Genomic DNA, 22,385 nt, shown 5'->3' with positions numbered 1-22,385 from the left:
TGACTGCGCGAGGATGGTCCATAGCATTGTCGGAAAATCAAGGGTGCGCGGTCACGCCTTTTTGATCCAGACCTTGTTGTCGTGGAAGGCCGCGCCGCCGAAGGGGGCCGGGCCATCCGCGCCGGTGATCGTGTTGATGCCGCGGCCATGCTTGTGGGCGGCGTTGGGCCAGATCGATTCGGCGATGACGACGCCGCGCACCACACCCTCGAACAAAACGGCCGCGAGATGGACGCTGCCACGGCTGTTGCCGACGATGACCTCGTCGCCGGCCACGATCCCCAGCCGCGAAGCATCGTCAGGGTGCAGCATCAAGGTCGGGCCGACCTCCTTCTTCACGGAGCTCGGGGTCTCCGTGAAGGTCGAATTCAGGAAACTCCGCGCCGGGCTCGTCGCCAGCCGGAAGGGGTGGTCGGCATCGACATTGTCGAGCACGTCCCACTGATCGGGCAGCGCCGGCATATCCTGCCAGGGGCCGACCGGGCCGGCATTGGCGTTGGGGACCTTCGGCCAGTCCGGCTTGAAGCGGAACTTGCGGTCGCGATAGCCGAAGCCGTCGAGATAATGCGCGGTGCGGAAATCCGGCTGGATGTCGATGAATTCATTGGCGATCAGCTCGTCGAGCGTACCGCGGCCGGTTTCCCGCATCGTCCAGTCGACGATCTCGCGCGGGGTCATCGTGAAGCCGCGATGCTGCGCCCCCAGCCGCTCCGCGAGTGCGCAGATCAGGTCATGGTTGGAGCGGCATTCGCCGGCGGGTTCGACCAGCTTGCCGCCCCACATGATGTGCTGGTGGCCGCCGCCCTGATAGATGTCGTCATGCTCGAGGAACTGGGTCGCCGGCAGCACGATGTCGGCCATCTGCGCCGTCTCGGTCATGAACTGCTCGTGGACGACGGTGAAGAGGTCCTCGCGGGCGAAGCCCTGCTTCACCAGTTCCTGCTCGGGGGCGACCGAGACCGGGTTGGTGTTCTGGATCAGCAGCGCCCTGACCGGCCCGCCCTGGCGCAGCGCGGTGGCGTCCCCCGTCAGGATGCGTCCGATCTGCGACTGGTCGAGTTCGCGCACGCTGCGGTCGCGGACGTCGAGCCCCTCGATCAGGCTCTTGCGCCAGTTGTAGATGCCGCTGTTGCTGTGGAAGGCACCGCCGCCCTCGTACTGCCAGGCGCCTGTGACGGTCGGCACGCAGAGCGCGGCATGCATCGAGACGGCGCCATTGCGCTGCCGGGCGAAGCCATAGCCGAGGCGGAAGAAGCTGTTCTTGCGGGTGCCGACGAGCGCGGCGAATTCCTCGATCTGTGCGACCTCGAGGCCGGTGATCGCGGCCGCCCACTCCGGGGTTCGGCTCTGCAGATGGGCCTCGAGCTCTTCGGGCGCGTCGGTGTGGGCGGCGAGATAGGCGCGGTCGGCATGGCCGTCGCGGAAGAGCACGTGCATGACGGCGCAGGCGAGCGCCGCATCGGTGCCCGGCCGTAGCACCAGCGCCAGATCGGCCTGGGCCAGCGTCGCATTGTGGTAGATGTCGATGGCGACGATCTTGGCGCCGCGCGTCTTTCGCGCCTTGATCGCGTGATGCATCACGTTGACCTGCGTGTGCACGGCGTTCGTGCCCCAGATCACCACGCAGTCGGACTTGGCCATCTCGCGCGGATCGGGCCCGGCGAGGCGGCCGGTGCCGGCGATGAAGCCGGTCCAGGCCGTGGTGGTGCAGATCGTCGAATACTGGCCGGAATAGCGCTTGGCATGGCGCAGGCGGTTGATGCCGTCGCGCATGACCAGGCCCATCGTGCCGGCATAGTAATAGGGCCAGACGGCCTCCGCCCCGTGCTCCGCCTCGATGGCGAGGAAGCGCTGAGCGATCTCGTCCAGCGCCTCGTCCCAGGAGATGCGCGCGAACTGGCCCGAGCCCTTGGGGCCGGTGCGACGCAGGGGATGCAGCAGCCGGTCGGGGTGGTGGATCCGCTCGGCATAGCGGGCAACCTTGGCGCAGATCACGCCATCGGTGTAGCTCTGGCGCTTGCTGCCGCGCACGCGGCCGATGCTGCGCCCGTCGATGACCTCCACCTCCAGCGAGCAGGCGGAGGGGCAGTCATGCGGGCAGGTCGAGGGGTGGTGCGCGATGCGTGGCAATTCCGTCATAGCCCCTTCGTAACGCATGGCGAAAAAAAGGAAACCGGCCTGGACGGTGGCCTCGCCCGGACGGCGCGTGCAATCTCCGGACATCTCGTCGCGCAAGGCTCAGCATCAACCCGGGGTTAATCCTAATGCTTCATTCTGCGGATCTCTGGTCATGAGTGGCGCGGTCGCGCCGGAGTTGAGTGTCATGCGTAGCGTTGCGTTCCTGGCGGGCCTCGTCGCCTGTGTCTTCCTGTCGCCGATCGACCGCGCCTCGGCCCAGTCATCCGACTACAGCACCCTCACCTCGCCGCAATCGGCGCAGAACTGGACGCTGACGCTCGGCGCCGGCCTGCATCGCCAGCCCGATTATCTCGGCTCCAACGACTACGTCTTCCGCCCGAAGCCGATCATCTCGCTCGGACGCGGGCTGAAGAGCACTTGGTGGTCGGCCGAGGACGACGCGATCTCGATCGGCTTCTTCTCCGGCACCGCCTGGCGCGTCGGCTTCTCCGGCAACCTGCTCTGGGAGCGGAAATCCAGCGTCAACCGCGCGCTGATCGGCGTGCCCGACGTCAAGTTCGGCGCCGAGGCCGGCGCCTTCGCCGAGTTCTACCCGGCCTCCTGGCTGCGCGCCCGCGTCGATCTGCGCCGCGGCATCGCCGCCCATGACGGCCTCGTCGCCGAAATGAAGCTCGACGCCTTCGCGCGCATCAACGACACCTGGAAGCTCGGCATCGGGCCGCGCATGGTGGTGACCAGTGCCGACTATGTCCGCACCTATTTCGGCTCGATTCCCGGCGCCGCCGGCAACGGCGGGCTGCTGCAGCGCTTCAACAGCGGCGTACTGTCCTACGGCGCCATCGCGCAGGCGACCTACAACTGGTCCGAGCGGTTCCAGACCACGGCCTATGTCGAGTACAAGCATCTGGTCGGCGATGCCGCGAAGTCGCCGGTGGTGCGGACGTTCGGCTCGCGCGATTCGATCACGGTCGGCGTCTCCGCAAGCTACGCCTTCGATCTGGGCTTCTGAGCGCGGACAGCCTCGCTCGCAGGCGACAAAAAAGGGGCGGGTCGATCGCGACCCGCCCCTTCTCAATTCGAAGCCGATGCGGCCGGCTGATCAGCCGACGATCTCGTTGCCGGAGAAGAACTGCGCGATCTCGACCGCGGCTGCTTCCGGCGCGTCCGAACCATGGGCGGTGTTCTCGCCGACCGACTCGGCGAAGAGCTTGCGGATGGTGCCCTCGGCGGCGTTGGCCGGGTTGGTCGCGCCCATGACGTCGCGGTACTTGGCGATGGCGTCCTCGCCCTCGAGGACCTGCACGACCACGGGGCCGGAGGTCATGAACTCGACGAGCTCGCCGAAGAAGGGCCGCGCCGAATGGACCGCATAGAAGGTCTCGGCCTGGGCCTTGGTCAGGTGGATGCGCTTCTGCGCGACGATGCGCAGGCCGGCCTTCTCGATGACCGCGTTGACCGCGCCGGTGAGGTTGCGACGGGTCGCATCGGGCTTGAGAATGGAGAAGGTACGCTGAACAGCCATCGATGAATCCTCGGGGATTTTCTGGGGGGAATGCGGCGCGCTTATACCCGCGCCCTCCCCGCCCCACAAGGCTCGTCGATTTGACCCGGTCGCCCGACGCAACGGGCCCACCGGCGGACCCGCGGTGTCGCGGCCCCTGCTCCCTGCGGGAGCGCCCTGAAATCGCGTGCGTCAGTGCCGCGTCAGGAAGCTGCGGGCCTCGCGCAGAGCCTGGGCGGCCTGATCACGGGTCATCTCCAGCGCCAGTTCCTGGCGGTGCGCGGCAGCCCGGCTGCAGCCACGCGCCTGGGCGACGTTGAACCATTTCTGCGCGGTGACCAGGTCGACCGGAATGCCGCGGCCGGCCGCATACATCAGGCCAAGCTCGTAATAGGCCTGCGCCGACGCCTCGCTCGGGACCACCAGAGAAGCGGGGATCGCGCTCATTTCCATGCGTGCCATGACAACCACCCTTTTGCGTTTTGGCGCCGGCCACCCGTCCAAAGGCCCCGGCTCGTGAGGTCGAGAATTGGCCGCGCCCCTTAAAAGGGCCGCTAAAATTCGCGATGAATCGAAACTCAACGAGAGATGAGCGAGCCGTTAAATCAACTGCGGATTCATCTTCTCATGTCGAAAAGACTCATGTTTTCAAAGGCCTTTGGGGAGAATGCCAGGAAGGGCGTTGACGGAGGATTCACCCTCCCTTGCGGAACGCCGCAAGCGAGGGGCGTTCCGCCGCCTCGGAGGCGCCCCTTGGAGGCGGTTCGTTTCTCGGCTATCGTTCATATCTGAACCATGCAGCATAGCGTGGTCGAACAGGGAGGATGTCATGCCTTACGGATCACGCGCCCCTCGGGCCCGGCTGGCCGGCCTTAGCCTCATCGCCTTCGGACTGACGGCAAGCGGCGCTGCGCTCGCGCAGGACGTCGGCGGCACCTGGCTGCGCGAGAGCGGCGCCTCGCGCGTGCGCTTCGCCAAATGCGGCGAGGCGATGTGCGGCACGCTGGCCTGGCTCAAGGATACCAGCGGCCCGGCCAAGGTCGGCCAGCGCATCTTCTACGACATGAAGCCGTCCGGCGACGGCAAATGGAGCGGCAGCGCCTTCAACCCGGAAGACGGCAAGACCTACTCCGGCACGATGACGCTGGCCGGCGACAAGCTCACCACCTCGGGCTGCGTGCTGGGCGGTCTGATCTGCCGCTCGGTGAACTGGAACCGGGCGAACTGAGCGATTTCCCGGCCCCGCCTCGGGCGGGTTATCCCCGCCGCTCCGAGCTGTGCCTATCCTGCCCCCGCTGCACCCGACCAAGGGGGCTGTCGCGAGGCATCGTGCGGCCGGGTGTGGTGGCGGGTTTCGGGAGGCGTCGCCGTCGCGGGCGGGGGCTCCCGGAGGTCGAGCGGTGGTAAGTCCCCTCGTCAGGGACGAACGGCCGCAACGCCCAAAATCCCCGCGCGCGGAGCCGGGCGGCGCGAGATCGGCGCTGCATCGACACCTCGACATCGACACTCGACATCGGCACGCGGCTTCAGTCCGCGCGCCACCCGGCTCCGCGCATCCCCTCGGGGACAATGATGCGAAACCCCGCGGCCTGAGGCCGATCGGGGCTTTTGGTGCGCGGTGCTGGTGGTCATCCCTACCGAACCAACCCCGTCATCCTGGGCGGCCGAAGGCCGACCGGGATCCATCATGGGGCGCTGTCCAGTCCTAGGATGGATCCCGGCCGGCGCGGCTTCGCCGCTTGTCCAGGATGACGCGCGGAGGGGTGGATGAGGCTCAGCGCGCCTTCTGGCCGAAGAGGATCGCCTTTTCCTCGGGCGTGGAGATGCCGGCGGGGTTGCGCAGGGCCTCGCCGACCTTGAGGCCGCGCGCCACGGCCGGGCGCGCCATCATCGTCTCGATCCAGCGCGCGACATGGGGGAACTGCTTGATGTCCTGGCCCTGCTTTTCCCAGCCGCGGGCCCAGCCGATGCAGGCCATGTCGGCGATGGAGTAATCGCCGCAGATATAGTCGCGGCCCTCGAGCCGCTTGTTCAGCACGCCGTAGAGCCGGTTCGTCTCGTTGGTGTAGCGGTCGATCGCATACGGCACCCTCTCGGGCGCATAGATGCGGAAATGATGGGTCTGGCCGAGCATCGGGCCGAAGCCGCCCATCTGCCAGAACAGCCATTCGTCGACGGCGACGCGGCCGCGCTCGTCGACGGGGTAGAACTGGCCGGTCTTGCGGCCGAGATATTGCAGGATCGCGCCTGATTCGAAGACCGAGATCGGCTGGCCGTCCGGCCCCTCGGGATCGACGATCGCCGGCATGCGGTTGTTGGGGGCGATCGCCAGGAAGTCCGGCTTGAACTGATCGCCCTTGCCGATGTTCACGGGGATGACCGTGTAGGGCAGCCCGCATTCCTCCAGCATGATGGTGATCTTCCAGCCGTTCGGGGTCGGCCAGTAATGGAGTTCGATCGGCTTGCTCTGGCTGGCTGACATGGCGTGTCCCGGTCCCTGATGCAGAGGAGGAAGCGCGATGTTTAGGCCGCTTCTCGCGCGGGAGAAAGAGCCGGGCCGCCCTGCGTGGGTTGCATCGCCCGTTCGTGATCTCGCCCGCCCGCGGCGCCGGTCACAGCTCGATCTTGAAGCCCTCATGGCTCTGCGCGAAGCCGAGCCCGACATAGAAGCGGTGCGCGTCGAGGCGCGACTTGTTGGAGCTGAGCTCGGCCATGCCGGCGCCGTGCTCGCGCGCGAAGGCGAGCGCATGGGCGATCATGACCCGGCCGATGCCATGGCCGCGCCGCTCGGGCGCGACATGGACGCTCTCGAACTTGGCCCGCATCCGCCCCCGCGCCACCAGCCCGGGGATCAGCGTGACCTGGAAGGTGCCAACGACCAGGCCCCCCGCCTCCTCGGCGACGAAGAGCGCGTCATGCGCGGAGGCCTCGACCGCGGCGAAGGCCTCGGCATAGCCGGGGTGGCGCGCCTCCGCGCGGATCGCGTCGGCCGTCATCGTCTGCGTGGCGGCGCCGAGCATGATCAGCTCGGCGATGCGCTCCACATCCTCGCGTCGGGCACGGCGGATGGTGACCGCGGTGGCGATCTGGGTCGAGGTGGTCATGCGGCGTCCCGTCCGGTGGAGGCGAGACGCCGCTCTATCAGACCAGCTCCGGGAACGGAACGATGGTGGACTTCACCGTCTTCATCGCCATCGCATCGGCGACGGCCTGGGTCACGCCGGCCTCGGTGAAGGGGTAGATCGTCTGCATCTCCAGGAAGGGGTATTTGTCGCGGGCGCGGTAGAGCATGTCGACACCGAGCGGCAGGTCGTTGCCGGTGAAGGCCCAGGAGCCGAGCACGTTCAGATCCTTGGTGCAGATGCGGTGCCAGTTGGTCTGTATCGAGCCCGCATCGGTGAACTGCCCCATCTCGACATAGGTGCCGCCGTCGCGCAGGAACTCGATGCCCTCGGGCCCGGCCGTGGGATGGCCGGAGCAGTCCATCACCAGATCGGCGCCGAACCCGCCGACGATCTCGCGGACGCGGGCGATGCGCGCCTCAGGCGTGGTGTATTCCTCCAGGTCGACCGTCGCCTCGGCGCCGAACTTGCGGGCAAGCGCCAGGCGCGGCTCCTCCGGCGCGCCGACGCAGATGACGCGGCCGGCGCCCATCTCCTGCGCGGCGGCGATCGCCAGGATGCCGATCGGCCCCGAGCCCTGGATCACCACCGTGTCGCCCCAGTTGAAGCCGCCGGCGCGCTTGGCCCGGTTGAAGGCGCGGATGCAGGAGGTCATCGGCTCGGACAGAGCGCCCAGCCGCAGCGACATGTCGTCGGGCAGCTTGTAGATTTTGGTGCCGGGCAGCATCTCGAGGTCGACATAGACATATTCGGCCCAGCCGCCCCAGAGATGCGGCGCCTTGTCGAAGCCGAGATAGCGCCCGTAATAGACCGGCGTCAGGCATTTGTTGGCGCTCTCGGGGTAGTGCAGGCAGTAATGGCAGTGCCCGCAGGGCATCAGTGGCGGGATCATCACCTTGGAGCCGACATCGAGCGGCTTGCCCATGAAGTCCTCGGTGAAATCCGCCCCCTTCTCGACGATGACACCGCCGATCTCGTGGCCGAGCGTGAAGGGCCAGGGCAGCTGCTTGGGCCAATGGCCCTTGAGGATGTGCTGGTCGGTGCCGCAGACGCCGCAGGCGCCAATCTGGATCAGCGCCGCCTTGGCCGGGACCGCCGGCCAGGGCACCTCCCGGATGGTCGGCTTGCCGCCGGGGCCGTCATAGGTCGCGACGCGGATGGGCTGGCGCTGCATGGTCTTCTCTCCCTGAACGTGCCGCTTTGGCGCGGCTTGGGGGAGAGTGAGGCATGGCGGGCGCGCCGCGGCAACCGGCGTGGACGCACAGGCCGGTTGCGGCTGCAGCTATGCGGCGAAGAGGCGCTTGGCCATCAGCAGCGTGTTGGGGGTGTCGTCACGGCCGTCGAAGCGGGCCTGGCGCTGCAGGAAGAAGCCCATTCGCTCGTAGAAGGCGATCGCCGGCTCGTTCTGGCTCTCGACCTCGAGCCGGGCCACCGGCGCCTGCGGGAAGCAGGCCAGCGTGACCTGCAGCAAGGTGCGGCCGATGCCGACGCCCTGCCAGGGCGGCAAGACATAGAGCCGCGTCAGCAGCGCCGCCCGGTCCGGCTCGATCCGCGCCGAGGCGGTGGCGATGACCTCGTCTTTGACCAGCGCGACGAGGAAGGCCCCGCCTTCGCGGTCGAGTTGGGCGGTGAGATTTTCGAGCGAGTGCCAGGCCGTCGTGATCTCGGCGACGCGCTGCCAGCCATAGATCCCGTCATAGGTGGCGTGCCAGGTCTCGACCAGCAACGCCCGCACCGCCGGCAGATCGGCGGCCTCGGCGTCGCGAATGACGAGATCGGCGGGGGTCATCTTACCAGTCTAAACAAAGAACCGTTAATCATCGGACAAGTCTCTATCAACAAGATTCTGATTCAAAACGGCGTTTGATTTTAGGAATCGAATTAATATTTCTTCGATCTGCTTGATCAGTCCAGCGTCACCGATCCTGATTAGAGAACCCCTTTCAACAATTGGTCTCTTGAACCAAAATCTGTCCTGGTGTTGACGGATACGTCTTCTCATATCTTTTGAACGCCCAACATACACAGGACGGTCACTGATGTCATAAAAAACGTAGACACCCGACTCAGCAGGTATTGAGTTTATTTCATGAGGATCGAAATCTTCGAGCGATCCTAGCTGATTAATTGAGGTACTTAACTTCTCTTCGTCAATGATTGCCTGCGGCGTCGATGATTGTAGTGCTTGCTCAAGTTTATTGCGAGTGGCCGCAATTGGATTTTGAGTTCTGCCCGCCTCAATATTGTAGATTGCAGGCATTGAAACGCCGGATTTATCAGCTAGCGCTTCAACAGTTAGGCCCTTGCCGAGCCGTTCCGATTGAAGCCAACGGCCAAAGGGGCTTGGCCCCTCTTCCAAGACGATCTCCGGCTGATAGTCCTCTGACATCACTCGATCCCCAGCTTCGCCTTCAGGATCTCGTTCAGTGCCTGCGGGTTGGCCTTGCCGCCCGAGGCCTTCATCGCCTGGCCGACGAACCAGCCCAGCATGGTCGGCTTGGCCTTGACCTGCTCGACCTTGTCGGGATTGGCGGCGATCAGCTCGTCCACCGCCTTCTCGATCGCCCCTGTATCGGTGACCTGCTTCATGCCGCGGGCCTCGACGATCTCGCGGGGATCACCACCCTCGCTCCAGAGGATCTCGAACAGATCCTTGGCGATGCGCCCGGAGATGACGCCCTCGCCGATCAGATCGACGAGGCCACCGAGCTGGGCGGCGGAGACCGGCGAGGTCGTGACGTCCTGCCCCTCCTTGTTGAGGCGCCCGAACAGCTCGTTGATGACCCAGTTGGCCGCGGCCTTGCCGTCGCGCCCGGTCGCCACCGCCTCGAAATAGTCGGCCTGCTCGCGCTCGGCGACCAGCACCGAGGCGTCATAGGGCGAGAGGCCGTACTGCGCGATGAAGCGGGCCTTCTTGGCGTCCGGCAGCTCCGGCAGATGCGCCTTCAGCTCGGCGACGAAGGCGTCGTCGAATTCGAGCGGCAGCAAATCGGGATCGGGGAAATAGCGGTAGTCATGCGCCTCTTCCTTGGAGCGCATCGAGCGCGTCTCGGATTTGGCGGGATCATAGAGGCGGGTCTCCTGGTCGATCGTGCCGCCATCCTCGAGGATGCCGATCTGGCGGCGCGCCTCGACCTCGACCGCCTGGCCGATGAAGCGGATCGAGTTGACGTTCTTGATCTCGCAGCGCGTGCCGAGTTCCGCGCCGGGCTTGCGGACGGACACGTTGACGTCGGCGCGCAGATTGCCCTTCTCCATGTCGCCGTCGCAGGTGCCGAGATAGCGCAGGATGGTGCGCAGCTTGGTGACGAAGGCCCGCGCCTCGTCGGCCGAGCGCAGGTCCGGCCGCGAGACGATCTCCATCAGGGCGACGCCGGAGCGGTTGAGATCGACGAAGCTCATGGTCGGATGCTGGTCGTGGATCGACTTGCCGGCGTCCTGCTCGAGATGCAGCCGCTCGATGCCCACGGTGATCTGCTCGGTCGGCGAGAGATCGACGACGATCTCGCCCTCGCCGATGATCGGGCTCTTGTACTGGCTGATCTGGTAGCCCTGCGGCAGGTCCGGATAGAAATAGTTCTTCCGGTCGAAGACCGAACGCTTGTTGACCTGCGCGTTGAGGCCGAGCCCGGTGCGGACCGCCTGGCGGACGCATTCGGCGTTGATCACCGGCAGCATGCCGGGCATGGCGGCGTCGACGAGGCTGACATGGGCGTTGGGCTCGGCGCCGAAGGCGGTCGAGGAGCCCGAAAACAGCTTGGCGTTGGAGGTGACCTGTGCATGAATCTCCATGCCGATCACGATTTCCCAATCGCCAGTCGCACCCTTGATCAGCTTCTTGGGGTCGGCGGGGCGGGCATGCGCGTTCATCGTCGGACTTCCGGCTCAAAAAAGTTGTTCTGACGGTTACGACCTCGACGCGCGGGCGGCAAGCGTCTGTTGCGCTCCCGACACCGGTTGGCGGGATTGTGGCCGATTGTGGCTCGTTTCAAGATCGTGAGGGGTGATGGATCTTGACAATCGTCACTGTCGTCCCCTTCTAGCCCCAAACGCCCGCAATCCCGCCCGGATTGCGCCGGCTTAGCGCCTTCCGGAGTGTCGCCATGTCCCACCGCCGTCCAGGTCTGATGCTCGTTGCCCGGTCCGCGGCAGCGCTCGTCGCGTCCGCGATCCTGATGCCGCACGGCGCGCTCGCCCAGGGCGCGCCGCCGGCTCCGCCGGTTCAGGTGTCGGCGCCGCTCGCCCAGCGCGTCACCAACTGGGACGAGTTCACCGGCCGCTTCGAGGCGAGCGAACAGGTCGATGTGCGGGCCCGCGTCTCGGGTTTCCTCGACTCGCTGCATTTCAAGGACGGCGACCTCGTCAAGAAGGGCGACCTGCTCTTCACCATCGACCCCCGCCCCTACCGGCTCTCGGTCGATGCCGCCCGCGCCGAGGTGGCCCGCGCCAAGGCCCAGGTCGAGCTCGCCCAGAACGAGGTCGAGCGTGCCGAGGGCCTGACGCAGAACCGCACCATCACGGCGCGCGACGTCGACCAGCGCCGCGCCAACCTGAACAGTGCGATCGGCAGCCAGCAGGGGGCGGAAGCCAATCTGAAGACCGCCGAGCTCAATCTCGAATGGACCGAGGTGCGCGCGCCGCTGGCGGGCCGCATCTCGAACCGCCGCGTCGACCCCGGCAATCTGATCGCGGGCGGCCAGTCCGGCGCGACCCTGCTGACGACGATCGTCGCGGTCGACCCGATCTATTTCACCTTCGACGCGTCTGAAGCCGATTACCTGCGCTGGCAGCGCCGCGCCAACGACCTGCGCACCACCGCCTCGCGCGAATCCGGCATCGTCGCCGAGGTTCGCCTGTCGGACGAGCAGGAGTGGAAGCGCCGCGGCCGGATCGACTTCGTCGACAACACGCTGAACGCGCGCTCGGGCACGATCCGCGGCCGCGTCGTCTTCCCCAATCCCGACCAGTTCCTGACGCCGGGCACCTTCGGGCGGCTGCGCGTCTTCGCCGGCGAGGCCGACGCGCTGCTCGTGCCCGACAGCGTGATCGTCTCCGACCAGGCCAACAAGATCGTGCTCACGATCGGGCCGGAGAACAAGGTCGTGCCGAAGCCGATCGTGCTGGGCCAGATGAGCGGCGGCCTGCGCGTCATCCGCAGCGGTCTCACCCCGCAGGATCAGGTCATCATCGGCGGCTTCGCCAACCCGATGGTGCGACCGGGCGCGACGGTGACGCCGCAGCCGGGCGAGATCAAGCCTTCCGCCACCAACTGACGGCCGCCTTACGCTCCCACGCTTCGGATGGCCGCCGGCCCTCCGCCCTGACGTCAGGCCAGGACACATTTCATGTTCCGTTTCGCCCATTTCTTCATCGACCGGCCGATCTTCGCGACCGTCTTGTCGGTTCTTCTGACCATCGCCGGCGCCATCGCCCAGCGTGGCCTGCCGATCGCGGAGTACCCCGAGATCGCACCGCCGACGGTCTCGATCACCGCCACCTATCCCGGCGCCTCGGCTGAGGTCGTCGCCGCCACCGTGGCGACGCCGATCGAGCAGGAGGTCAACGGCGTCGACGACATGCTCTACATCCAGTCGCAGTCGACCGGCGACGGGCGCGTCACGATCAACGTCGTGTTCAAGGCCGGCGTCGACATCGACCAGGCGCAGGTGCTGGTGCAGAACCGCGTCTCGGCGGCCGAGGCCCGGCTGCCGGCGGATGTGCGCGCGCTGGGCATCCAGACGCGCAAGGCCTCGCCCGATCTGATGATGGTCATCAACATGATCTCGCCGGACGGTTCGCGCGACCCGCAATATGTCTCGAATTACGCGACGCTCTTCGTGAAGGACGTGCTGACCCGCATCGACGGCGTCGGCAATGTGCAGGTCTTCGGCGCGCGCGACTTCTCGATGCGGATCTGGCTCGACCCGGCCAAGGTCTCGTCGCGCAATCTCACGGCCGGCGACGTCGTCGCCGCGCTGCGCGCGGCCAACGTCCAGGTCGCCGCCGGCGCGATCAACCAGCCGCCGGCGACGACGGGCGGCGCCTTCCAGCTTTCGGTCAACACGCTCGGCCGCCTGACCGATATCGCGGAGTTCGAGAACATCGTCGTGCGATCGGACGCCAATGGCGGCACGATCCGCATTCGCGACATCGCCCGGGTCGAACTCGGCTCGCAGGACTACACCACCAACGCCTATCTCGATAACAAGAACGCGGTCGCCATCGGCATCTTCCAGCGCCCCGGCTCGAATGCGCTGTCGACGGCGGAAACGCTGATCGCGACGATGAACGGGATGGCCAAGGAGTTCCCGGCGGGCCTCGAACACCGCATCATCTACAACCCGACCGAGTTCATCGGCGAATCCGTCAGCGCGGTGATTCGCACGCTGGTCGAGGCGGTGGCGCTGGTCGTCGTGGTGGTGATCCTGTTCCTGCAGACCTGGCGGGCGGCGATCATCCCGATCATCGCCATCCCGGTCTCGCTCGTCGGCACCTTCCTGGTGATGAGCGCGGTGGGCATCTCCTTCAACACGATCTCGCTGCTCGCGCTGGTGCTCGCCATCGGCATCGTCGTCGACGATGCGATCGTCGTGGTGGAGAATGTCGAGCGCTATCTCGCCGAGGGCATGACCGCCAAGGAGGCCGCGCACAAGACCATGGACGAGGTCGGCGGGGCGCTGCTGGCGATCTCGCTGGTGCTGTGCGCCGTGTTCATCCCGACCGCCTTCATCAGCGGGCTGCAGGGCACCTTCTACCAGCAGTTCGCCGTCACGATCGCGGCCTCGACCGCGATCTCCTGCTTCGTCTCGCTGACGCTGTCGCCGGCGATGGCGGCGCTGCTGCTGAAGCCCCACGGCCATGACGCGGGCAAGCAGCACGGCTTCCTCTACGCGCTCGGCGCCCCCGTGCGCGGGTTCTTTCACTATTTCAACAAGGGCTTCGACTGGCTGTCGCGCAGCTATGGCGCGATGACCTCGCGCCTGATCCGCTTCTCGGTGATCCTGCTCGTCGCCTATGCGGGCCTGATCGGGCTGACGGCGCAACAGCTGTCGGTGACGCCGACCGGGCTCGTGCCGCAGCTCGATCGCGGCTACTTCATCGTCGCCTTCCAGCTGCCGCCGGGCGCCTCGCTGCCGCGCACCGATGCGGTGATCCGCAAGGCGACCGATGTCGTGCTGTCGCGGCCCGGCGTCGCGCATGCGGTCGCTTTCGCCGGCCTCGACGGCGCCACCTTCACGATCGCCCCCAATACCGGCGTGATCTTCGTGACGCTGTCGTCCTTCGCCGAGCGCCAGAAGCAGCACCTGACGTCGGACGGCATCCTCGCCGATCTGCGCCAGCAGATGTTTGCGATCAACGAGGCCTTCGCGCTGGTGATCCCGCCCCCGGCCGTGCCGGGCATCGGCACCGGCGGCGGCCTCAAGGGCTATGTCCAGGACCGTTCGGGCCGCGGGCTGCCCGCGCTCGAGGGCGCGACCTGGGTCGTCGCCGGCTCGGCGGGACAGGTTCCCGGCATCCAGCAGCCTTTCACCCTGTTCTCGACCAAGACGCCGCAGGTCTTCGCCGATATCGACCGCACCAAGGCGGAGATGCTGGGCGTGCCGATCACCCGCGTCTTCGAGACGCTCTCGGTGTTCATGGGCTCGGCCTATATCAACGACTTCAACCTGCTGGGCCGCACCTACCGGGTCACGGCGCAGGCCGACAACCCGTTCCGGCTCGACCTGCGCGACGTCGCCAATCTGAAGACCCGCAACACCGACGGCGAGATGGTGCCGATCGGCTCGGTCGCCTCCTTCTCGGATACGACCGGCGCCTATCGGGTGCCGCGCTACAATCTCTATCCGGCCGCCGAGGTGCAGCTCTCGATGGCGCGCGGCTTCTCGACCGGCCAAGGCATCGCGGCGATCGAGAAGATCGCGGCCGAACGCCTGCCCTCGGGTTTCGGCTTCGAATGGACCGAGATCGCCCTGCAGGAGAAGCTCGCCGGCAACACGGCGGTGATCGCCTTCGGGCTCGCCGTGGTCTTCGTCTTCCTGCTGCTGGCGGCCCTCTACGAGAGCTGGCTTCTGCCGCTGGCGGTGATCCTGATCGTGCCGATGTGCATTCTGGCAGCGATGGTCGGGGTCAATCACCAGGGGCTCGACCGCAATATCCTGGTCGATATCGGCCTCGTGGTGCTGGTCGGTCTCGCCGCCAAGAATGCGATCCTGATCGTCGAATTCGCCAAGCAGGCCGAAGACGAGGGCATGAACCGGCGCGATGCGGCGATCAGCGCGGCGCGCACCCGGCTGCGGCCGATCCTGATGACCTCGCTCGCCTTCATCCTCGGCGTGCTGCCGCTGACGATCTCGACGGGAGCCGGCGCCGAGATGCGTCAGGCGATGGGCATCGCGGTGTTCTCCGGCATGCTGGGCGTGACGATCTTCGGCCTGATCTTCACCCCGGTCTTCTATGTCGTGGTCCGCTGGCTGGCGGATCTGCGCAAGACGAAGCGGCCGGCCGAGCCGACGCACTCGGCCCCGGCGCAGGGGTGAGCCGAAGGACAGGGCTCGACCGACACGCAAAAGGGCCGCTCGCGCGGCCCTTTTCGTTTCTATGCCGGAGCGCCTGAAGCGCGCGGTTCAGTGCCCGCTGAGCACCAGCATCTTGACCGGCAGCAGCAGCGCCTGGATGCGCAGCATGACGGCGTGGACCACGCCGGTGGCGTCGACGACATGCAGGGCGAGGCTCTTCAGCGTGCCGACTTTGCCCGAGGCGATCAGCTCGTGATTGCTGGAATAGGCGTTGGCGACGCAGCTCGAACCCGGGAAGACGCCGTCCAGACCGCCCTCGTAGAGCGGCTCGAGGAAGACCAGCACCGTGCCGGGCCGCTGCACCTGCTGGGCGTCCAAGAGCTGGTCGCCGGTCCGGAACTGCCCGGCCGCGATGAACTCCTGCACGTCGGTCACGACCATCGGGATGATGGTCCAGGGCTTCGAGATGCAGGAGACCTCGGCGGCCATCCCGACCTTGAGAACCTGCGCCTCGAGCTGGCTGAAGCCGGCCTGAAGCGCCTTGCGGCCGGCCGTCGCCGGGATCAGGACGCCGGCCGAGCGCATGAACGGATTGACGAGATCGCCGACCTGCAGGGCAAACTGCTCGATATGGCCTGCGACGCCGGCGCGCACCACGGTCTTGGCCAGATCGACCTCGGCCTGGGCGAGCGCGGCCTCGGCGCTGGCCTTCTCGGCCGGCAGGAGCGCGGCGATCCGCGCCTGGGCGGCCTCGCGCGAGGCGGTCGCGGCCGCAACCGTCGCCTCCCGCCCCTGAACGACGTTCTCGAGCCGCTCGATCTCGCGGGCGGCGACGATGTCGTCATTGCGGCGCTTGAGCTCCTGCTTCGTGCGCAGTTCGTCGAGGGCGAGCTGGAGCGAGCTGCGCGCCTCCTGGATCTTGGCCTCGTTGGCGAGGATATCGACCTTGGCGACAGCGAGCGCCGCCTCGACCTCGCCGACCTTGCGGCGCGCCGTCTCGACCGCAGCCTGCTGCTTGGCGTCGTCGAGCCGGAAGATCGGCTCGCCCTGGCCAACCTTGCCGCCCTGGCGGACATAGATCTCGGCGACGCGCCCGCCGCTCTCGGGCACGATCGGCACCGTGCGGAAGAACAAGGTCGCGTTGGTGGTCGAGGGATGGTTGTAGAAGATCACCGTGATCAGCGAGACGGTGAGCATCAGGCAGCCGATGATGCCCCAGCGCAGCTCGAACCAGACCGAATAGAGCGTGATCTCGTGGCCGAACCGCTTTCCCTGGCCGTAGCGACGGTAGAGATAGTCCGGCAGGATCGTCAAAAGCGAGCAGATCAGGATCTCAACCATGGGCCGGCGCCTCCGGCTGGGCGGTGCGCGCGGCGGCGGCAGGCTGGCTCGCGGTGGCGGGTGATGCGGTTGCCGCGGGTGGCGGATGCCCCCCGCCCTTCTCGACGGGCGCAGGCTCGTCCTCGTCCCGCTCGGGCGGGATGCCCGCAATCTTGTCCAGCGCCCCGGCCATGCGGCGCAGCGGGTTCCAGACATCGGGGATCTCGATCAGCGCGAGCAGCAGGCCCGCGACCCAGAACAGGTGGATATGGGTGAACAGCGCCAGGAGCCCGAGCACCGCGACGATCTCGAACTGCAGCTTGTGCGCCTTGTGCGCCATCCGCTCCGGCAGCGTGTGCAGGCGCAGGAAGAGCAGGCCGAAGCCCAGCACCGCGCCGATGATGATGACGCCCGCCAGAACCATCATCGCGTCGGTCTCGTGCGGCGCGGTGATGAAGGGTGGCAGGTGGTGCGGAGCGGCGGGGTGGAGCTGTGCGGCCAAGGTGGGTCTCCAGGCAAAGGCGCTGGAGCCCACCCGCCGTGACCTTGCGGCAGCAGAATCCCTGCCACCGCACGGGCCTCGACACGTTCCCCCAACGTCAGTCGATCTCACTCCGATCGGGGGAAGCTGTCAAATGACCGTTTCGCGTCGGTTCAGCCCCACCAGCGCCCGGTGACCGGGAAACGACCAGCCGCCTGCTCGATGACCTCGCCCAGCGCAAACAGCGTTTCCTCGTCGAAGGGGCGGCCGATCAGCTGCAGGCCGAGTGGCAGGCCCTGGCTGTCCAGCCCCGCCGGCACGGCGAGGCCGGGCAGGCCGGCCATGTTCACCGTCACCGTGAAGATGTCGTTGAGATACATCTCGACAGGGTCGGCCGAGCCCTTCTCGCCGATGCCGAAGGCCGCGGATGGCGTGGCCGGCGTCAGGACCGCGTCGATGCCCGCCGCATAGGCCTCGTCGAAGTCGCGCTTGATCAGCGTGCGGACCTTCTGGGCGCGGACATAATAGGCGTCGTAATAGCCGGCCGAGAGCACATAGGTGCCGATCATGATGCGGCGCTTGACCTCGGTGCCGAAGCCGGCGGCGCGGGTGTTCTCGTACATCTCGGCGATGTCGCGGCCGGGCTCGCGCAGGCCGTAGCGCACGCCATCATAGCGGGCGAGGTTGGACGAGGCCTCGGCCGGGGCGACGATGTAGTAAGCCGGCAGGGCGTATTTGGTGTGGGGCAGCGAGATCTCGACAATCTCGGCGCCCGCAGCCTTCAGCCAGTCGATGCCCTGCTGCCAGAGCGCCGCGATCTCGGCGTTGAGCCCGTCGAGCCGGTATTCCCGGGGGATGCCGATCTTCATGCCCTTCACGGAGCGGCCGACCGCCTTCTCGTAATCGGGCACGGCCATGTCGACGCTGGTGGTATCCTTGGGATCATGGCCGGCCATCGAGCGCAGCATCACGGCGCAGTCGCGCACGGTCTTGCCGATCGGCCCGGCCTGGTCGAGCGAGGAGGCGAAGGCGACGATGCCCCAGCGCGAGCAGCGGCCATAGGTCGGCTTGATGCCGACCGTGCCGGTGAAGGCGGCGGGCTGGCGGATCGAGCCGCCGGTGTCGGTGGCGGTGGCCGCAAGGCAGAGATCGGCCGCAACCGCCGCGGCCGAACCGCCCGAGGAGCCGCCGGGCACCAGAGGGGTCTCGGAGCCGGTCCGGCGCCAGGGATTGACGACGTTGCCGAAGGCCGAGGTCTCGTTCGAGGAACCCATCGCGAATTCGTCGTTGTTGAGCTTGCCGAGCATCACGGCGCCGTCGCGCCAGAGCTGGCCCGACACGGTCGATTCATAGGGCGGGATGAAGTTGCCGAGGATCTTCGAGCAGGCGGTGGTGCGCACCCCTTCCGTCGCGAAGAGGTCCTTGATGCCGAGTGGCAGGCCTTCGAGCGGGCCGGCCTCGCCCTTCGCCAGCTTCGCGTCGGAGGCCGCAGCCTGCTTCAGGGCATGCTCGGGCGTCTCCAGCACATAGGCATTGAGCGCGCGTGCCTTTTCGACGGCCGCGATATGGGCCTGCGTCAGCTCGATGGCGGAGAAGCTCTTGGCCTTCAACCCGTCGCGGGCTTCGGTCAGGGTCAGGCGGGTGAGATCGGTCACGGGCAGTATCCGGATTTAGTGAAGGCAGTCGAACCGTCATGGCGAGGAGCGCAGCGACGAAGCCATCCAGGAGCGGCAGCGCGCGACGTCCTCTGGATTGCTTCGCTGACGCTCGCAATGACGGGCGTCACTCGATGACCTTGGGCACCATGAAGTAATCATCGTCGGAAGCCGGGGCGTTGGCGACGATTTTCGCCGCGATCTCGCCATCGGTGACGACATCCGGCCGTTGCTTCATCGCCATCGGCGTGACCGAGGTCAGCGGCTCGACGCCCTCGACATCGACCTCGTTGAGCTGCTCGACGAAGCCGAGGATGGCGTTGAGCTCGCCTTGCAGCTTGGGCAGATCGGCCTCCGGCACGGCGATGCGCGCCAGATGCGCGACGCGTTTGACGGTGGCGAGATCGACCGACATGGCGGACTCCAGGATGGTGGGCGCAACGCGCCAGATCAGGGTTCGCCGCGCTATAGCAGATGGCGGCGCGTAAGTAAGTGCTGACGTAACGCGCGGGTCATCCCGGACAAGCGGCGAAGCCGCGCCGACCCGGGATCCATGCCTGAACCGTTCCGGAATGGATCCCGGGTCTCCCTGCGGTCGCCCGGGATGACGGCGGAGGGATTGAGAGAGGACAGCGCTCCCTCAGATTTCGAACGCCTCGCCCTTCCTGGGCACCAGCGCCTGGATGCCGCTGCCGGCCAGCCCTGCGACGAAGGCGTCGGCATTGGCGTCGATCAGCGGGAAGGTGCCGTAGTGGCAGGGAATGGCGACCTTCGGCTTGACGAAGCGCGTCATCGCCAGCGCCGCGACCTTGCCGCCCATGGTGAAGCGGTCGCCGACCGGGCAGATGCAGGCCTCGACGCCATGGATCTCGCTGATCAGCGCCATGTCGGAGAAGATGTCGGTGTCGCCCATGTGCCAGAGCGTCGTCTCGCCCTTCGCCTTGAGGATCGCGCCATTGGCATTGCCGAGCGGCACGGAGACGCCGGCCTCGCCCATGCCGGCCGAGTGATCGGCCCGGACCCAGGTGACGCTGAAAGCGCCGAGATCGATCGTGCCGCCAGTGTTGACCGGCTGGAAGGCCTTCAGGCCTTTCGAGGCCAGATGCATGGCGAGGTCGTAATTGGTGATCACGGTCGCGCCGGTGGTCTCGGCGATGGCGAGCGTGTCGCCGACATGGTCGCCATGGCCGTGGGTGACGACGATATGGGTCACGCCCTGCGAGATCGCTGCAACGTCACCTTCGAAAACCGGGTTCCCGGTGAAGAACGGGTCGATCAGGATGACCGCGCCATCGATCTCGGCGCGGAAGGCGGAATGGCCGTACCATGTCAGTTTCATGCGAAGGCTCCTGCGAGGCGATCAGTCGAGATGTGCCGTGGGATATAGATCATTCCAGTCGGGATTGGAGCGCTCGATCAGCGCAATCTTCCAGGCCCGGCGCCAGTGCTTGAGGCGCTTCTCATGCGCCATGGCATCTTCGGGATTGCTGTAGTGTTCGGCGTAAACGAGGCGCAACGCGCCATGGCGAGCGGCAAACTCCGAACCCCTGCCCTCTCGATGGTCCGATACGCGGCGAGACAGCGAACGCGTCACGCCGACATAGAGGGTGCCGCCCTTCTTGCTCGCAAGCAGATACACCCACATCCCAGCATCCCCGCGCGGTCGTCCCGGGCGAAGCGCAGCGTAGACCCGGGACCCATTCCGGAACAGTCGCCGAACAAGGACGAACAGGGCGACCGGAGCCAATAGGGGTCGTTCCGGAATGGGTCCCGGGTCGGCGCGGATTGCGCCGCTTGCCCGGGACGACCACGTCAGGCTGGATAAAGGTGTGGTGGCGGGACCCGAGTCCGGTCCCATGCGAATCGACACAACCGGAAAGTCCGCCCCATGACCAATGCCGCTACCCTCGCCCGCCGGATCGCCCAGGGACGCAGGGATGAGCCCGCCGATCTCGTCATCCGCGGGGCGCGCCTGTTGGATCTGGTCACCGGTGATCTTGTCGAATCCGACATTGCGCTCTGCGGCGATACGATCGTCGGCACCCATGGCCGCTACGAGGGCAAGGTCGAGCATGACGCCGCCGGGCTGATCGCCGTGCCGGGCTTCATCGACACGCATCTGCATGTCGAATCCTCGCTGGTGACGCCGCTCGAATTCGAGCGCTGCGTGCTGCCCCATGGCGTGACCACCGCGATCTGCGACCCCCATGAGATCGCCAATGTGCTCGGGGTCGACGGCATCGCCTATTTCCTGGAATGCGCGCAGGCGATGCGGATGGATCTGCGCGTCAATTTGTCGAGCTGCGTGCCGGCGACGCATCTGGAAACCGCCGGCGCCCGGCTCGATGCGGACGACCTGACGCCGATGATGGACCACCCGAAGGTGATCGGTCTGGCGGAATTCATGAATTTTCCGGGCGTCATCCATCGCGATCCCGGCTGTCTCGCCAAGCTTGCCGCCTTCTCCGACCGGCATATCGACGGGCACGCGCCGCTGGTGCGCGGCATGGACCTCAACGCCTATCTGAGCGCGGGCATCCGCACCGACCACGAGACGACGACCGCCGACGAGGCGCGCGAAAAGCTCGCCAAGGGCATGGCGATCCTGATCCGCGAAGGCTCGGTCTCGAAGGACCTGCTGCAGCTGATCCCGCTGATCTCGCGCGACGCATCGCCCTTCCTGGCCTTCTGCACCGACGACCGCAACCCGCTCGACATCGCCGAGGAAGGTCATCTCGACTTCATGATCCGCACGGCAATCGCGCGCGGCGCGGATGTGCTGGCGACCTATCGCATCGCCTCGCTCTCGGCGGCGCGGCTGTTTGGACTGTTCGACCGCGGCTTCATCGGGCCGGGCAAGCGCGCCGACATCGTGCTGGTCGAGGACCTCGCCGCCTGCTCGGTGAAGCGGGTCTTCGCCGGCGGCCGGCTGGTGGAAGCGGCGCTGTTTGCCGACAGAACCGAAATCGCGCCCGTCGGGCTCGCCAGCGTGAAAAGCCGGATGCTGACGCCGGAGGATTTCAAGGCGACGGCCCGCACCGGCGAAACGCCCGTGATCGGCGTTGTGCCCGGCCGCATCATCACCGAGCGGCTGTCGATGCCGTTGCCGTCGCGCGGCGACGAGACCCTGCCCGATCTCGCGCAGGACGCGGTCAAGGTCACGGTGATCGAGCGCCACGGCAAGAGCGGCGGCATCGCGACGGGCTTCGTCCATGGCTTCGGGATGAAGCACGGCGCGATCGCCTCCTCCGTCGGCCATGACAGCCATAATCTCTGCGTGGTCGGCGTCGACGCGGCGTCGATGGCCGCCGCCGCCAACCGGCTGATCGAAATCGGCGGCGGCTTTGCGGTGGCCGATGGCGGTGTGGTGACGGCCGAACTGGCGCTGCCGGTGGCGGGGCTGATGAGCGACCAGCCCTTCGAGAGCGTGCGGCATGGGCTGGAGGATCTGCGGGCGGCGGCCAAGGCGCTCGGCGTCGTGCTGGCCGAGCCCTTCCTGCAGGTCGCCTTCCTGACGCTGCCGGTGATTCCGCATCTCAAGATCACCGACAAGGGGCTGGTCGATGTCGATGCGTTCGACTTCGTCTAGCCGCGATTTCGCGGTGCTGGGCCCGCGGCCAGACGCGTGATAAAATGCAGGCGCAGGTACGG

20 protein-coding genes are annotated in these 22,385 nt (G+C 66.9%); 5 read left to right on the top strand and 15 right to left on the bottom strand.

Going from position 1 to position 22,385, the window contains the following annotated elements:
* Positions 1-51 precede the first annotated feature (51 nt).
* Positions 52-2,139 carry a molybdopterin-containing oxidoreductase family protein gene (locus tag Q8S38_RS15425; RefSeq protein WP_305681309.1) on the bottom strand — a complete coding sequence of 696 codons (2,088 nt, stop codon included), beginning with the start codon at positions 2,137-2,139 and terminating at the stop codon, positions 52-54.
* A gap of 184 nt (positions 2,140-2,323) precedes the next feature.
* On the opposite strand from Q8S38_RS15425, the gene Q8S38_RS15420 reads away from it, so the two are divergent.
* The gene (locus Q8S38_RS15420; RefSeq protein WP_305681308.1) at positions 2,324-3,148 is read left to right on the top strand and encodes a MipA/OmpV family protein; all 825 of its coding nucleotides are present in this window, start codon (positions 2,324-2,326) and stop codon (positions 3,146-3,148) included.
* 90 nt (positions 3,149-3,238) lie between these two features.
* Here Q8S38_RS15420 and ndk read toward each other — a convergent pair whose 3' ends face one another.
* Positions 3,239-3,661, bottom strand: coding sequence for a nucleoside-diphosphate kinase (gene ndk, locus Q8S38_RS15415; protein ID WP_054207823.1), 423 nt, complete (start codon positions 3,659-3,661; stop codon positions 3,239-3,241).
* A 171-nt stretch (positions 3,662-3,832) separates the two neighbouring features.
* Positions 3,833-4,102 carry an SEL1-like repeat protein gene (locus Q8S38_RS15410; RefSeq protein WP_305681307.1) on the bottom strand — a complete coding sequence of 90 codons (270 nt, stop codon included), beginning with the start codon at positions 4,100-4,102 and terminating at the stop codon, positions 3,833-3,835.
* 367 nt (positions 4,103-4,469) lie between these two features.
* On the opposite strand from Q8S38_RS15410, the gene Q8S38_RS15405 reads away from it, so the two are divergent.
* Positions 4,470-4,868, top strand: a complete 399-nt coding sequence (locus Q8S38_RS15405) for a DUF2147 domain-containing protein (RefSeq protein WP_305681306.1) — start codon at positions 4,470-4,472, stop codon at positions 4,866-4,868.
* 546 nt (positions 4,869-5,414) lie between these two features.
* Here Q8S38_RS15405 and Q8S38_RS15400 read toward each other — a convergent pair.
* From Q8S38_RS15400 to gatB, 6 genes are all read right to left on the bottom strand, one after another.
* On the bottom strand, positions 5,415-6,122 hold the full coding sequence (locus Q8S38_RS15400) for a glutathione S-transferase N-terminal domain-containing protein (RefSeq protein WP_305681305.1): 708 nt from the start codon (positions 6,120-6,122) through the stop codon (positions 5,415-5,417).
* Positions 6,123-6,252: 130 nt separating this feature from the next.
* Positions 6,253-6,744, bottom strand: a complete 492-nt coding sequence (locus tag Q8S38_RS15395; protein WP_305681304.1) for a GNAT family N-acetyltransferase — start codon at positions 6,742-6,744, stop codon at positions 6,253-6,255.
* Positions 6,745-6,781: 37 nt separating this feature from the next.
* Positions 6,782-7,936, bottom strand: a complete 1,155-nt coding sequence (locus Q8S38_RS15390) for a zinc-binding dehydrogenase (RefSeq protein ID WP_305681303.1) — start codon at positions 7,934-7,936, stop codon at positions 6,782-6,784.
* Positions 7,937-8,044: 108 nt separating this feature from the next.
* A complete protein-coding gene (locus tag Q8S38_RS15385; protein WP_305681302.1) occupies positions 8,045-8,551 on the bottom strand; it encodes a GNAT family N-acetyltransferase in 507 nt (168 codons plus the stop codon).
* Positions 8,552-8,575: 24 nt separating this feature from the next.
* A complete protein-coding gene (locus Q8S38_RS15380; protein WP_305681301.1) occupies positions 8,576-9,151 on the bottom strand; it encodes a helix-turn-helix domain-containing protein in 576 nt (191 codons plus the stop codon).
* Positions 9,151-10,632 carry an Asp-tRNA(Asn)/Glu-tRNA(Gln) amidotransferase subunit GatB gene (gene gatB, locus Q8S38_RS15375; protein WP_305681300.1) on the bottom strand — a complete coding sequence of 494 codons (1,482 nt, stop codon included), beginning with the start codon at positions 10,630-10,632 and terminating at the stop codon, positions 9,151-9,153. The genes Q8S38_RS15380 and gatB overlap by 1 nt, the downstream gene beginning before the upstream one ends.
* A gap of 233 nt (positions 10,633-10,865) precedes the next feature.
* Here gatB and Q8S38_RS15370 point away from each other — a divergent pair, with 233 nt between their 5' ends.
* Together Q8S38_RS15370 and Q8S38_RS15365 are read left to right on the top strand one after the other, a co-directional pair.
* Positions 10,866-12,035 (top strand): efflux RND transporter periplasmic adaptor subunit, encoded by a 1,170-nt coding sequence (locus Q8S38_RS15370; RefSeq protein ID WP_305681299.1) that lies wholly within the window; start codon positions 10,866-10,868, stop codon positions 12,033-12,035.
* A gap of 72 nt (positions 12,036-12,107) precedes the next feature.
* On the top strand, positions 12,108-15,299 hold the full coding sequence (locus tag Q8S38_RS15365) for an efflux RND transporter permease subunit (RefSeq protein ID WP_305681298.1): 3,192 nt from the start codon (positions 12,108-12,110) through the stop codon (positions 15,297-15,299).
* A gap of 87 nt (positions 15,300-15,386) precedes the next feature.
* On the opposite strand, the gene Q8S38_RS15360 is transcribed toward Q8S38_RS15365, so the two are convergent.
* The 6 genes from Q8S38_RS15360 to Q8S38_RS15335 form a co-directional block, all read right to left on the bottom strand.
* The gene (locus tag Q8S38_RS15360; RefSeq protein ID WP_305681297.1) at positions 15,387-16,619 is read right to left on the bottom strand and encodes an HlyD family secretion protein; all 1,233 of its coding nucleotides are present in this window, start codon (positions 16,617-16,619) and stop codon (positions 15,387-15,389) included.
* Positions 16,612-17,100 (bottom strand): hypothetical protein, encoded by a 489-nt coding sequence (locus Q8S38_RS15355; protein WP_305681296.1) that lies wholly within the window; start codon positions 17,098-17,100, stop codon positions 16,612-16,614. Before Q8S38_RS15355 ends, Q8S38_RS15360 begins: the two co-directional genes overlap by 8 nt.
* A gap of 152 nt (positions 17,101-17,252) precedes the next feature.
* Positions 17,253-18,734, bottom strand: a complete 1,482-nt coding sequence (gene gatA / locus Q8S38_RS15350) for an Asp-tRNA(Asn)/Glu-tRNA(Gln) amidotransferase subunit GatA (protein WP_305681295.1) — start codon at positions 18,732-18,734, stop codon at positions 17,253-17,255.
* 127 nt (positions 18,735-18,861) lie between these two features.
* Positions 18,862-19,149 (bottom strand): Asp-tRNA(Asn)/Glu-tRNA(Gln) amidotransferase subunit GatC, encoded by a 288-nt coding sequence (gene gatC, locus Q8S38_RS15345; protein WP_305681294.1) that lies wholly within the window; start codon positions 19,147-19,149, stop codon positions 18,862-18,864.
* Between the two features lie 225 nt (positions 19,150-19,374).
* Entirely contained in the window at positions 19,375-20,073 is a 699-nt protein-coding gene (locus Q8S38_RS15340) for a metal-dependent hydrolase (protein WP_305681293.1), read from the bottom strand.
* Between the two features lie 21 nt (positions 20,074-20,094).
* A complete protein-coding gene (locus Q8S38_RS15335; protein ID WP_305681292.1) occupies positions 20,095-20,379 on the bottom strand; it encodes a GIY-YIG nuclease family protein in 285 nt (94 codons plus the stop codon).
* Positions 20,380-20,622: 243 nt separating this feature from the next.
* Here Q8S38_RS15335 and ade point away from each other — a divergent pair, with 243 nt between their 5' ends.
* On the top strand, positions 20,623-22,323 hold the full coding sequence (gene ade / locus Q8S38_RS15330) for an adenine deaminase (protein ID WP_305681291.1): 1,701 nt from the start codon (positions 20,623-20,625) through the stop codon (positions 22,321-22,323).
* Positions 22,324-22,385: the final 62 nt, after the last annotated feature.

It is taken from the genome of Allobosea sp. (assembly GCF_030695125.1).
In the GTDB taxonomy this organism is placed as follows: domain Bacteria; phylum Pseudomonadota; class Alphaproteobacteria; order Rhizobiales; family Beijerinckiaceae; genus Allobosea.
This window is presented reverse-complemented; position numbering and strand designations above follow the sequence as displayed.

Coding starts and splice junctions, on each gene's coding strand:
- Q8S38_RS15425 (WP_305681309.1), bottom strand. CDS start 2,139: ATGACGGAATTGCCACGCATCGCGCACCACCCCTCGACCTGCCCGCAT.
- Q8S38_RS15420 (WP_305681308.1), top strand. CDS start 2,324: ATGCGTAGCGTTGCGTTCCTGGCGGGCCTCGTCGCCTGTGTCTTCCTG.
- ndk (WP_054207823.1), bottom strand. CDS start 3,661: ATGGCTGTTCAGCGTACCTTCTCCATTCTCAAGCCCGATGCGACCCGT.
- Q8S38_RS15410 (WP_305681307.1), bottom strand. CDS start 4,102: ATGGCACGCATGGAAATGAGCGCGATCCCCGCTTCTCTGGTGGTCCCG.
- Q8S38_RS15405 (WP_305681306.1), top strand. CDS start 4,470: ATGCCTTACGGATCACGCGCCCCTCGGGCCCGGCTGGCCGGCCTTAGC.
- Q8S38_RS15400 (WP_305681305.1), bottom strand. CDS start 6,122: ATGTCAGCCAGCCAGAGCAAGCCGATCGAACTCCATTACTGGCCGACC.
- Q8S38_RS15395 (WP_305681304.1), bottom strand. CDS start 6,744: ATGACCACCTCGACCCAGATCGCCACCGCGGTCACCATCCGCCGTGCC.
- Q8S38_RS15390 (WP_305681303.1), bottom strand. CDS start 7,936: ATGCAGCGCCAGCCCATCCGCGTCGCGACCTATGACGGCCCCGGCGGC.
- Q8S38_RS15385 (WP_305681302.1), bottom strand. CDS start 8,551: ATGACCCCCGCCGATCTCGTCATTCGCGACGCCGAGGCCGCCGATCTG.
- Q8S38_RS15380 (WP_305681301.1), bottom strand. CDS start 9,151: ATGTCAGAGGACTATCAGCCGGAGATCGTCTTGGAAGAGGGGCCAAGC.
- gatB (WP_305681300.1), bottom strand. CDS start 10,632: ATGAACGCGCATGCCCGCCCCGCCGACCCCAAGAAGCTGATCAAGGGT.
- Q8S38_RS15370 (WP_305681299.1), top strand. CDS start 10,866: ATGTCCCACCGCCGTCCAGGTCTGATGCTCGTTGCCCGGTCCGCGGCA.
- Q8S38_RS15365 (WP_305681298.1), top strand. CDS start 12,108: ATGTTCCGTTTCGCCCATTTCTTCATCGACCGGCCGATCTTCGCGACC.
- Q8S38_RS15360 (WP_305681297.1), bottom strand. CDS start 16,619: ATGGTTGAGATCCTGATCTGCTCGCTTTTGACGATCCTGCCGGACTAT.
- gatC (WP_305681294.1), bottom strand. CDS start 19,149: ATGTCGGTCGATCTCGCCACCGTCAAACGCGTCGCGCATCTGGCGCGC.
- Q8S38_RS15340 (WP_305681293.1), bottom strand. CDS start 20,073: ATGAAACTGACATGGTACGGCCATTCCGCCTTCCGCGCCGAGATCGAT.
- Q8S38_RS15335 (WP_305681292.1), bottom strand. CDS start 20,379: ATGTGGGTGTATCTGCTTGCGAGCAAGAAGGGCGGCACCCTCTATGTC.
- ade (WP_305681291.1), top strand. CDS start 20,623: ATGACCAATGCCGCTACCCTCGCCCGCCGGATCGCCCAGGGACGCAGG.